Origin of the sequence: Saccharibacillus brassicae, from assembly GCF_006542275.1 — a bacterium.
GTDB lineage: Bacteria > Bacillota > Bacilli > Paenibacillales > Paenibacillaceae > Saccharibacillus > Saccharibacillus brassicae.
Genome location: NZ_CP041217.1, coordinates 5,122,765 through 5,134,139, shown reverse-complemented (window position 1 = coordinate 5,134,139; position 11,375 = coordinate 5,122,765). Strand labels below are relative to the sequence as shown.

The window sequence follows — 11,375 nt, the reverse complement described above, 5'->3', positions numbered from 1 at the left end:
CGGCAATTGCTTTATGAATCGTTTTCGGTATAAAAATACGTGGGCTCGACCTGAAACGCCGTGCGTGTGGGACCCCTGCTTCGAGCGGATGCCGCCTGCGACAAAAAGCTCCGAATCATCAGGATTCGGAGCTTGCGCCGCCGCGTAAACGGCTTTTTTTATAACCAGGATAACCAGACGTACAAGCCCAGCAGCGTGATGAACAGCGTCGGAATCGTCAGGATGACCCCGATGCGGAAATATTGTCCCCACGTGATGCGGATGCCTTTGTTGTTGAGCACATGCAGCCAGAGCAGCGTCGCGAGCGAGCCGATCGGCGTCAGCTTCGGTCCGAGATCGGCTCCGATCACGTTCGCGTACACAAGCGCTTCGTGAATCCGGCCGCCCATATCCGCCGAATCGATCGCGAGCGCCCCGATCAGCACTGTCGGCAGATTGTTCATGACCGACGACAGAACGGCGCTCAGGAAGCCCATGCCCATCGTGGCTGCGAACAGTCCAAGACCGGAGAACGCCCGGATGCCTTCCGCCAGCAGATCGGTCAGACCCGCGTTGCGCAGGCCGTACACGACCACGTACATGCCGACGGAGAAGAAGACGATCGACCACGGCGATTCCTTGATCACGGCCGCCACCGAAATCGCCGGGCTGCGCCGCGCCAGGATCAGAAACAAAATCGCGATAACGCCGGCGGTCAGCGACAGCGGAATACCGACCAGCTCGCCCGCGAAGTAACCGCCAAGCAGCAGCACGATCACGACCCACGAGACGCGGAACAGCTTGAGGTCGCGGATCGCCGTCGCCGGCGCTTTGAGCTGCGCGTCGTCGAAGCGGCGGGGAATGCTTTTGCGGAAAAAGAAATACAGCACGCCGAGACTCGCGCCCAGCGCGAACAGATTCGGCACGAGCATCACCTGCGCATACCGCAGAAAGCCGATGCCGAAATAATCCGCGGATACGATATTGACCAGGTTGCTGATCAAGAGCGGCAGCGAAGTCGTATCGGCGATAAAGCCGCCCGCGATGATGAACGGAAACACCTGCTTCTCGTTCAGGTCAAGCGCCCGCACCATCGCCAGCACGATCGGCGTCAGGATCAGCGCGGCTCCGTCGTTGGCGAACAGCGCCGCGACGACCGCCCCGAGCAGGATCAGGTACACGAACATCCGCGTGCCGCTGCCGTGCGAAGCCCGGGCGACATGCAGCGCCGCCCATTCGAACAGCCCGACGCGGTCGAGCACGAGCGAGATCAGGATAATGGCCACGAAAGCAAGCGTCGCGTTCCAGACCACGTCCGTCACGTCCCGCACGTCCTGAAGGTCGACGACGCCGGTCAGCAGCGCGAGCGCCGCCCCGCCACAGGCGGACCAGCCGATCGGCAGCCTCCGCGGACGCCGGATCACCAGGAACAGAGTCAGAATAAAAATCAGGGTCGGCCATAGCGCAGCGTACACACGTCATCCTCCAAATAGTCGAAGATCCCGCGGGATCTTCTCACGAATCAACCGTAGAGCCGTCTATATCTTAGTCTCTTCCCTGCGGCGAAGCAAGTCTATCGGCCGATGCGCCGCATACCGGGCTTTCAACGTGCAAAAAGGCGCCCAAGAGCGCCTTTTTCCGGAAAAATAACGGGGTTCATCCAGTCTTTGCCGTCAGACGACTGCGCGCTTGAGCGCCCGGATGACCTGCTCCGAACAGAGCAGCATCATGACGACGAAGATCAGCGTCACGATCGGGAACAGCCCGATGCTCGCACGCGAAGCCAGCACGCCGAACAGCGGCGGCAGGAATGTCGTACCCGTGTAGGCGACGGCCATCTGGTAGCCGATCAGCTTGGCCGAATTCGCGCGGCCGAACCGTGCCGGCGTCTCGTGGATAAAGCCCGGATAGACCGGGGCAAAGCCGAGGCCGATCAACACGAAGCCCGTCAGCATGACGAAGTCGGGCAGCGGAAGCAGCAGCAGGCAGGCGCCCAGCGCCGAGATCAGCTGCCCTGCCAGGATCAGCGTGCGGTTGCCGACTCGCATCGTGATGAAGCCGGTAATAAGCCGGCCGACGGTGATGCCTCCGTAATAGAGCGAGATCCAGCCGGCGGCCGTCACCGGCGAGATGCCGCGCGAACCGACGAGGAAGCTGGCGCCCCACAAGCCGACCATCGTCTCGACGCCGCAGTAGAACAGGAACGCCAGCAGCGTCATTTTGACGCCGGGCAGCCGCAGCGCGCGTTCGGCCGGCGGCGCTTCCGCTTTGCGGACGAAGTCCGGACCGGCGGACGCGGTTTTGGCGGCTTCGCGCTCCACCGCGAGCGCGGTGCGTTCCGCCGACACTTTTTTCCACAAGGGCAGTGTGACCAGCAGCACGATCACGAGCGCGAACTGGATGATCGCGACGGCCGTGTACCCCGCTCTCCACGAATCGTGCTCTTTGATGAAGTAGGACATGAGCAGCGGGCTTCCGGTCGCGCCGACGCCCCAGAAGCAGTGCAGCCAGCTCATATGATGCGCTTCGTAATGCGTCGCCACGTAATGGTTCAGCGCCGAATCGACCGCTCCCGCGCCGAGCCCGAGCGGAATCGCGAGCAGCGCGAACCAGAGCAGCGACGGAGCGAACGAGAAGCCGAGCAGCGCGGCCGCGGTCATCAGGCAGCTGAGCAGCGTCAGCGGACCCGTGCCGAGCTTCGCGATCAGCTTGCCGCTGAGCAGACTCGACACGATCGTGCCCGCCGCGACGATCATCGCCAGCAGGCCGGCCGATTCGAGCGGCGCGCCGAGATCCGGGCGCATGACCGGCCAGGCCGCGCCGAGCAGCGAATCCGGCAGCCCCAGACTGATAAAAGCCAAATAGATGACGATCAGAAACATCGTTGCCATGAATATCTTCCTTTCGCGCAGCGCGCGTAAAATGAGTTCGGGATTCGGTCAGGAGTCGGCCGGGATTCAGTCGCCCGATTCCCGCCCGATCTGCGCGTAAGGCAGCTTCGGTTCAAGCGCCTTCAGCGCAAGTTCGCGCATGCCCGCGGCGAAATGTTCCGCGAACTGCCCCGACCACCGGAGGTCGGGTTCCGCCGGCAGCGGATGCCGGTCCACGTACGCCTTCCAGACGCCGCTCCACGAGGCTTGCTCCGTCCGCGTGCCGTACAGTACAATCCGTTCGGGCGCGAGCAGGACGGCGGCCGTATGGGCGAGCTTGCAGGCCGCTTCGTCGAACGCGGCTCCCTGCGGCGGCCGGCTCCAATCGATGCCGAGCGGCAAATATTTGATCTCGCCCGCCATGCCTTTTTTGCCCGCCACCGTTCTGCCGTCGATCGAGATTGCCAGGCCCGGCGGGTATTTCTCGGGAAAATAAAGTCCCAGCACGATGCCGGAACCGTTTTCCGCTTCATCCGCTTCGTCCGGTTGGCCCGCTTCGTTCGCTTCATCCTCTTCGTCCGCTTCGTTCGATGTGCCCGCCGGGTCCGTTTCTGCCGCCCGGCTTGCTCCGGCTTCCGACTTGTCGGCCAGCCAGCCTTGCAGCGCCGCGTTGACGTCGTTCTCAAGCTGCACGGGCAGGCCGAAGCGGTCGCCGATCAGCTGCGCGGGACGGAGCCCGATCAGCCGCTCGTGGCTGCTGACTTCGATCGTACCGTCCACGGCCTGACCCGGAATACCGATCGCGACCGTTCGAACGCCCGGCCAGGCGAGCAGCAGCCCTTCGATCCAGTCGAGAGCGGATGCTTCATCCAAGTCGTCGAACACTTGCACGTCGCGGCCCAGCTCTTCTCCGCGCAGGTCGACGACCGAAGCGAAGACGGTATCGACGCCGCCCTGCTCGTGCAGATGCATAACGAGCGCCAGGCTGTGCTGGTAATCGTACCGGTAGACGGTCGCGGGACGGCCGCCGGTGGACGGTCCCGCTTCTTCTTCCGTCAGTTCGCCCCGTTCCGCCAGCTCGCGGACGAGCGCGGCGACGGTGACGACGCTCAGCCCCGTCTCCGCGGACAGCTGCGGCTTGGTGGCGCTCTCTTTTCGCTTGAGCGTCTGCCGTACCGCGTTCAGGTTGATTTCTTTCATCAGCATCGTGTCCGCCCTTTTCATGCTGGCCTCCTCCGGTAGTTAATAAATATGCTTTATAAAGTATCCGTATTTATATTGCCCTGTTCCAAAACGTTTGTCAATGCCCTTCTCTTTTCGAAAAAAGAAAACCGCAAAAAACCTTCGCCCACACAGGGCGAAGGCCGAGTTTGCCGAGAAACAGAGAAACAGAGACACACTATTCTCCGCATGCACAGCGGAAGTCGTTCCGGAAGCTTGAAAGCTGCGGGCTTCCGGAACGATTCAAAAACGATCCCGGCGGGAAATCGCGTCAAACTTCCGCGATCTCTCCGCGGATAAACCGGCCGATCCGCCGCGCGGCTTCGCGCAGCGTGTCTTCTTCGCGGACGAGGGCGATCCGCACGAAGCCTTCGCCTTCCACCCCGAACGCTTCGCCCGGCACGACCGCGACGCCGGTCGCAAGCAGCAGTTCGCCCGCGAACACGCTTGCGCTGCCCGCCCGGCCGCCGCGCAGGAAGCGCTCCGGCAGCTCCGCCCAGATAAACATCGTCGCGGCCGGCTTATCCACGTGCCAGCCTTCGGCGGCAAGCGCCGCGCAGAACACGTCGCGGCGGCGTTCGTACAGCGGGGCGACGCCCCGGTCGCCGGACGGCGCGGCCATCGCCAGCCGGAACGCTTCGATCGCCGCTTCCTGCACCGGCTCGAACACGCCGAAATCGATATGCCCTTTGAGCTCGTGCAGCGCGCCGATCGCTGCGGCGTTTCCGGCGGCGAAGCCGACGCGGCAGCCGGGCATGTTGAAGCTTTTCGAGCAGGAATGCAGCTCGATGGCCTGCTCTTTGGCGCCGGGCAGCGCCAGAATGCTCATTGGACGGTAGCCGTCGAAGCCAAGCTCCGAATAAGCGAGATCGTGCACGATCAGCACGTTCCATTTGCGAGCGAGCGCGAGCAGCTGCGCGAAGTCCGATTCGTCGGCGCGAGCGCCGATCGGATTGCCCGGGAAGCCGACGAGGATAAAGCGCGCGCGCGACCAGACCTCGTCCGGCACGGCGGACAGATCCGGCAGGAAGCCGTTCTCGCGCCGCAGCGGCAGCAGATGCGGCGTCACGCCCGCAAGGCGCAGCGCGCCCGCGTAGATCGGGTAACCCGGATCGGGCACCAGCGCCAGATCGCCGGGATCGCACAGCGCCTGGGCCAGATGCGCAAGCCCGTCCTGCGAGCCCATAAGCGGCAGCAGCTCAAGCTCGGCGTCGACGCTTGCGCCGAAGCGATGCGCCATCCAGGCCGCGGCCTGCTGCCGAAAAGCGATGCTGCCGCGCGTGCCCGGATAGCCATATGCGTCTTCGCGCAGCGCCGCTGCACTCAGCGCGCGGCGAATCTCCGGAGCCGGCGGCCGATCCGGCGTGCCGATACTGAGATCGATCATTTCGCGTCCCAGGCGCACCGCTTCCTCTTTCCAGGCGAACACTTTGGAGAAGACCGAAGAGCCCATCCCGTCTACCCTGCGGGACTTCCAACCTGCCTGATTTTGACCGCTCTGCGTCCGATCGGTCTGCTTCAGATCCGTCTGCTTATGATCGGTCTGACTCCAATCCGTCTGCTTCGGATCGGTCTGCAGCGGACGGATATACCACGCGTCGCAGGCGAAATGCTCCGAACCCGCGAGCGGGGCGCCGAGTTCCCGGAAGCCGTGCTTGCGGTAGAAGCGGTTCGCCGCTTCCATCGTGGCCAGCGTCTCCAGATAACATTCGCGGTAACGGGAAGCGGCGAAGCCAAGCGCCGTGCGCAGCAGCTCGCCGGCCGCTCCGGTGCCGCGTGCTTCCCCGATCAGGTACATCTTTTGCAGTTCGCACACGTCCGCCGATCCGGCGAACGGCGCGATGCCGCAGCCGCCGAGCAGACTGCCGTCTTCGCTCACGGCGACCCAGTATTCGCGGTCTTCGCCCGCGTAGAAAGCGGACAGGGCCGACAGGCTGTCGTCCTGCCAGGCCAGACCTTCCCGGTTGCCGCCGAATTCGATCAGGCATTCCCGAATGATGGTCTCAATCGCGGCGTCGTCTGCCGCGCGCAGCGTTCTGATATGCATCTGCATCGGCTTCACCCGTAGATCCGGTCGAACACGAGCAGGCTTGCCGCCGAGATCCGCCCGCGGTCGCCGTTATCGAGCCACGCCAGCTCTTCGATCTCCGCCGCCGGCGCCAAAGTCCCTTCGTATTCGGCCGTATAGCCGGTCATACGCACGAGCACGTCGCCGCCTTTGCCGTCGGCCGGCGCTTCGAACACGCCGAACAGCCGGGCCGTTTCGCGCTTGATCCGCACCGTCAGCTCTTCTTCGATTTCCCTCGCCAGCGTGTCGACGTCGCTTTCGCCCGCTTCGCGCTTGCCGCCGGGGAAATAGAACAGCTCTTTGCCTTTGGATCGCGCGCTCAGTACCTTGCCATCCTGCACAACGATCCAGGCCACTTTGTCGATCACGATCGGCTGCTTGTCCGCAGCCTGCGATTTGCCGATTTGTTTTTCCATCCTTATAGGCCTCCTAAAGCGTTTTGATCGCCGAAGCGGGACGCTCCGGCGTGTGCGTTTTGCGTTTGCCGCCGAACTTGAACACGTAAATGCCGGCCACGATGATCACGACGCCTGCAAGCTGCTTCCAGTTGAAATCGACTTTTTCCAGTCCAAGCCAGCCCATCGTATCGAACAGCAGGGCAAAACCGAGCTGCGACGTAAGCGTGACCGAGACCGAGAAAGTCGGCCCGAGTATTTTGACGCCCAGCACGAGGCAGATTACGACGCCCACGCCTATCATGCCGCTGAACGCGTACCACAGCTTCATGTTGTGCAGGTCGAACGTGCGCCCTCCTTCGAAGATCAGGCTGCACGCCAGCGAAGCGATGAAGCCCATCGCAAGCACCCACGTCGTGGTCGCCCAGGACCCCATATGCACGTCTGTCCGGTTGTTAAATATCGTTTGCAGGGCAACCATCGCTCCCGCGAAGACTGCCAGTAGAAGTCCCATGCCCATCGATCCGTCTCCTTTTCCCTTATCGCCCTTTGCTTCTGTGTATCTTCGATCTTGCGGAACGCGCCGCGGCTCTACCGCTCGTACACGTTCTTTCCTGCCAACTGCGCCAGTCCCTGGCGATCACGAACATGCACGTAACCGCCGCCGCGCTCGATCAATCCGTCTTCGGACAGCTTGCGGATCACGCGGTTAAGATGGCGATAGCTGGTGCCGATCAGATTGGCCGTATCGGTCAGCTCCGATGTCGCCAGCCGTCCGCGAAAAGCCGCGTCGCTCTCGTCGTAACAGACGGACAGCAGATAGCTCGCGAGGCGCATTTCGACCGGAACCATCAGATTGAAGCTGAGAAAGTCCGATTTGACATAGAACTTTTTCGTGATGACGTCGAGCATGAACCGCAGCAGCGGCGCATGATCGTCTCCGTGCCGCCGGAGCTGCTGGGCCGAGATGCCGATCACCGCAGCCGGCGAGACGACTTCGACCGTATTGATGATGTCGATCCCGCGGAAATATTCGATATCCCCGATGATCTCGGGCGGATGCTTGAACGAAATGACCAGCGTGCGCCCTTCGGGAGACGTCGTGTAAATCTTGACCTTGCCTTTGACCAGCACGTAGAGCATGTCCGCCTGTTCGCCCTGCGTGCACAGCGCCTCGCCCGGCTCCAGCTCGTACAGGCTCAAATGCGGGCGCAGCGGCTCGTGGAACGCGGTTTGCAGACCGTGCTGCTCCAAATACGCTTCGAGCTTACCCGGATCTTTGATCTCTTTCATGCGGCAGTAACTCCTTCTTCGTTTTTACAGTTTCATGACCAGCACGCCGCCGACCATCAGCGCAAGGCCGATAAACTGCGGCGCGCCCATTTTGCTTTTCGGCCGGCCGAACCAGCCGAACGTGTCGATCAGGAACGTCACGAGCAGCTGCGCGATCAGCAGCGCCGAGATCGTGAACGTGACGCCGATATGCTGGATCGCCGTTACTTCGCTGTAGATGATCACCGCGCCGAACGCGCCGCCTGCCAGGTACAGCGGTTTTACTTTGCGGTAGCCGCCTAGATCGCCGTCGCGGACGAACGCGTAGATGAGCAGCGCCATCAGAAATCCTGTCAGCTGCGTGATCGTGGCCGCCTGCCACGTTCCGATATCTTCGCTGATGCGGGCGTTGGCCACGCCCTGCAGCGTAATGCATGCTCCGCCCAGAAAAGCGAATAGTATCCCTCTTATCACCGTTGCCTGCCTCCGTTTCCTCGTTCGGCGAAGCCCGATCGGGCCGCGCCGAATGCCTTCCCTATTATACGGACAGAGCGGCGCCTATGGGGAAGGACATATGTCCCGCTTTGCAAAATTCGCATGAAAAAAGCTTTTCTCCGTTAATAAACGAAGAAAAGCTGGTGGGCCAGGCAGGTGCCCGCTCAGTCGGCCGCGGCGGGTTCGGTCAGTCGGCCCTGCAAAAACTCGGTCACTTTGCGCGTGTAGCCGGCTTTGTCGATCAGGAACGAATCGCCGTGCCCGGCGCCTTGAACGATCAGCAGGTCCTTCTCCGACGGACACGCTTCATACAGCTCGTGCACCATCGAAGTCGGCACGAACACGTCGTCCGACCCGTGGATGAACAGCATCGGCGTGCGGCAGCGGCGCACCTGGTTCAACGCGGACGCTTCGGTGAACGAATACCCGGCCTTGATCCGCGTCAGCGCTTCGGTCGCCGGAAGCATCGGGAACGTCGGCAGCTTGTACATGCGCTTCATCTGATGCGCCAATTCGTCGCGCACCGACGTGTAGCCGCAGTCTTCCACGATCGCTTTGACGTGCGGCGGCAGGTCTTCCCCGCTCGTCATCATGACGGTCGCGCCGCCCATCGAAATGCCGTGCAGCACGATCTGCGCATGCGGTCCGTCGTGGCCGATCACCTGGCGAATCCAGCCGAGGTAGTCGACGCGCTCGGGCCAGCCGTAGCCGATATAAGCGCCTTCGCTGCGCCCGTGGCCGCGGGCGTCGGGCACGAGAATATTCATGCCCAGGTCTTCGTGGTAGAACCGGGCGACTCCGCTCATGATCGAAGCGTCGCCGGAATAACCGTGCGCCAGAATCGCGGTGCGCTTGCTCGGCCGCTTGGCCGGCAAATAATACGCGTGCAGCTTCAGCCCGTCGCCGGACAGCAGCGTCCGGTGCTCGAACGGCTGCGCCGCCCACCAGGCGCGGCTCGAAGCCGTTTCCGTCTGCACGTCGGGGTTCGGCTGGAGGCCGGGATCGGCCGCCAGGAACGATTTCGGCGCCCGCGCGACGGCCATGCGGTAGAAATAGAAGCTGCCCGCGACGACGGCCGCCGCCGGAACGGCGGCGACGCCGAGCGCGGTCCATAACGCTTTGGATGTTTTCACGGAAATCTCTCCTTTTCAGTTCCGGGTGACGCGCGTCAGCGCGTTCATGATGCCCAGATGCTGATTCATATGCGAGACGTTCAGCAGCAGCAGATCGCCGAGCGTCTCCGCTTTGGCAAAATTGTCCGTATTGGCGAGCGGCTCGCCCTGCTTGTCCGCGTACGAATCGCGGAAGCGCTGCGTCAGCGTGCGCAGTTGTTCGATCAGTTCGTCCCAGGCAGGCGGTTCGCCCTGCCATTCGGAAGGGCGGGTGCCCGGTGCGAAATAAGACGCGTACGCTGCGGGCAGTACCGGTTCGCGTCCGGACAAGCCGTTGACGACGCGATCGCTGACGGCGAGAATATGGCCCAGATTCCAGTGCAGGTTGTTGCTGAAGCCTTCCGGGATGATCGATCGGGATTCTACGGACGCGCTCTCGGCATACTTCAGAATGCCGGCCTGCGCCCGGTCCATCAGTTTGAATACGAATTCGTCGGTCATGTCCATTCCTCCGTGCCGCCCGGCAGCCTCCGGTAACGGGCCGGCGCAAAGCGGCGTTTTTTATAAAAGCTCACTTTTCCAGTATACAATGACCGCTTCGGGGCAGGCAATGCGGCACATCTTCGTCCAGCTGGGTAATAATACAGGGAGTGTCCGTTTTTATTCGATTTTGAATTTTGAGAGGAGTTTTACGCTTGAATTCCAATGAATCGTCGAAAAATGCGCTGTTCACGCCAGAGTTTACGCAGAACCCTTATCCGGTCTATGCGCGCATGCGGGAAGAAGAACCGATCGCCAAGCAGATGTTTCCCGGCGGGCAGTTCGGGTGGATGATTACCCGCTATGAAGATGCCGTCGAAGTGCTCAAAGACAATCGTTTTATCAAAGACATGAAAAAAATTTACGGTCCCGGCAGCCAGAGCGTGTTCACGAACAACATGCTGTTTGCCGATCCGCCCGATCATCGCAGACTGCGCGGCCTCGTGCAGCAGGCGTTCACGCCCAAGCTGATCGAAGGCATGCGCGACCATATCCAGCAGATCGCGGATACGCTGCTTGACGCCGTCGAAGGACGGGACCGGCTGGAACTGATCGACGACTACGCGTTCCCGCTGCCAATCATCGTGATCAGCGAGATTCTCGGCGTGCCGATCGAAGATCAGGACAAATTCCGCACCTGGTCGAACTCGATCATCGGCGCGTCGAATTCCCAGGGCGGAGATGACGTGCACCGCCATATGCAGGAATTCACGCAGTATCTCGGAGACTGGTTCGAGAAAGTGCGGCACGATCCGGGCGACGACTTGATCAGCCAGCTGATCGTGGCCGAGGAATCCGGCGAACGCCTGTCCGAGCAGGAGATCTACGGCGTCGTGTCGCTGCTGATCATCGCCGGCCACGAGACGACGGTCAACCTGATCGGCAACGGCGTCATCTCGCTGCTTCAGCATCCCGACCAGCTGCGCAAGCTGCAGGAGCAGCCCGAATTGATCAAAGGCGCGATCGAAGAAATGCTGCGCTACAACGGCCCGGTCGAGTTCAGCACGTCGAGATGGGCCGGCGAAGACCTGGAATTCCGCGGGCATGCCATGAAAAAAGGCGACCTCGTCGTCGTGGCGCTCGATTCCGCCGACCGGGACGGGGCGCAGTTCGACGATCCGGACCTGTTCGACATTACCCGCGAACGCAGCCGCCATTTGGCGTTCGGCCACGGTATCCATATGTGCCTCGGCGCGCCGCTGGCCCGCCTTGAAGGCGAGATTGCCGTGAACACGCTGCTGCGCCGCTTCCCGAACATCCGCCTGCGCGAAGACGCCGGCGAACTGGAATGGCGCCCGGGCATGATCGTCCGCGGCGTAAAAGAAATTCCGCTGTCGGTCTAGCGGCTTCCGGCAGCTTGGCAGGCGACACGCGAGACTGAAGCGAAAACGCTGCAAAACGCGAAAGTCGGAAAACGCCGAGC

11 protein-coding genes and 1 pseudogene are annotated in these 11,375 nt (G+C 62.2%); 1 reads left to right on the top strand and 11 read right to left on the bottom strand.

Annotated elements, in window-relative coordinates:
* Positions 1 to 158: 158 nt before the first annotated feature.
* From FFV09_RS21445 to FFV09_RS21400, 11 genes and pseudogenes are all read right to left on the bottom strand, one after another.
* Entirely contained in the window at positions 159 to 1,454 is a 1,296-nt protein-coding gene (locus tag FFV09_RS21445; protein ID WP_141449736.1) for an arsenic transporter, read from the bottom strand.
* A gap of 198 nt (positions 1,455 to 1,652) precedes the next feature.
* The gene (locus FFV09_RS21440) at positions 1,653 to 2,870 is read right to left on the bottom strand and encodes an MFS transporter (RefSeq protein ID WP_141449735.1); all 1,218 of its coding nucleotides are present in this window, start codon (positions 2,868 to 2,870) and stop codon (positions 1,653 to 1,655) included.
* A 66-nt stretch (positions 2,871 to 2,936) separates the two neighbouring features.
* On the bottom strand, positions 2,937 to 4,073 hold the full coding sequence (locus FFV09_RS21435) for an ROK family transcriptional regulator (protein ID WP_141449734.1): 1,137 nt from the start codon (positions 4,071 to 4,073) through the stop codon (positions 2,937 to 2,939).
* Between the two features lie 268 nt (positions 4,074 to 4,341).
* Positions 4,342 to 5,523, bottom strand: a complete 1,182-nt coding sequence (locus tag FFV09_RS21430; RefSeq protein WP_170315166.1) for an aminotransferase class I/II-fold pyridoxal phosphate-dependent enzyme — start codon at positions 5,521 to 5,523, stop codon at positions 4,342 to 4,344.
* Positions 5,524 to 5,721: 198 nt separating this feature from the next.
* Positions 5,722 to 6,117 (bottom strand): annotated as a pseudogene (locus FFV09_RS24270) (GNAT family N-acetyltransferase); the annotation flags it as partial.
* Between the two features lie 11 nt (positions 6,118 to 6,128).
* Positions 6,129 to 6,554 carry an NUDIX hydrolase gene (locus FFV09_RS21425; protein ID WP_141449732.1) on the bottom strand — a complete coding sequence of 142 codons (426 nt, stop codon included), beginning with the start codon at positions 6,552 to 6,554 and terminating at the stop codon, positions 6,129 to 6,131.
* 13 nt (positions 6,555 to 6,567) lie between these two features.
* Positions 6,568 to 7,053, bottom strand: a complete 486-nt coding sequence (locus FFV09_RS21420; protein WP_141449731.1) for a DMT family transporter — start codon at positions 7,051 to 7,053, stop codon at positions 6,568 to 6,570.
* Positions 7,054 to 7,124: 71 nt separating this feature from the next.
* Positions 7,125 to 7,826, bottom strand: coding sequence for a Crp/Fnr family transcriptional regulator (locus FFV09_RS21415; protein WP_141449730.1), 702 nt, complete (start codon positions 7,824 to 7,826; stop codon positions 7,125 to 7,127).
* Between the two features lie 24 nt (positions 7,827 to 7,850).
* Positions 7,851 to 8,276, bottom strand: a complete 426-nt coding sequence (locus FFV09_RS21410; RefSeq protein ID WP_141450573.1) for a DMT family transporter — start codon at positions 8,274 to 8,276, stop codon at positions 7,851 to 7,853.
* Positions 8,277 to 8,464: 188 nt separating this feature from the next.
* A complete protein-coding gene (locus FFV09_RS21405) occupies positions 8,465 to 9,433 on the bottom strand; it encodes an alpha/beta hydrolase (protein WP_246098405.1) in 969 nt (322 codons plus the stop codon).
* A 15-nt stretch (positions 9,434 to 9,448) separates the two neighbouring features.
* Positions 9,449 to 9,913, bottom strand: coding sequence for a DinB family protein (locus FFV09_RS21400; protein ID WP_141449729.1), 465 nt, complete (start codon positions 9,911 to 9,913; stop codon positions 9,449 to 9,451).
* Between the two features lie 194 nt (positions 9,914 to 10,107).
* On the opposite strand from FFV09_RS21400, the gene FFV09_RS21395 reads away from it, so the two are divergent.
* On the top strand, positions 10,108 to 11,295 hold the full coding sequence (locus FFV09_RS21395; protein WP_141449728.1) for a cytochrome P450 family protein: 1,188 nt from the start codon (positions 10,108 to 10,110) through the stop codon (positions 11,293 to 11,295).
* Positions 11,296 to 11,375 lie beyond the last annotated feature (80 nt).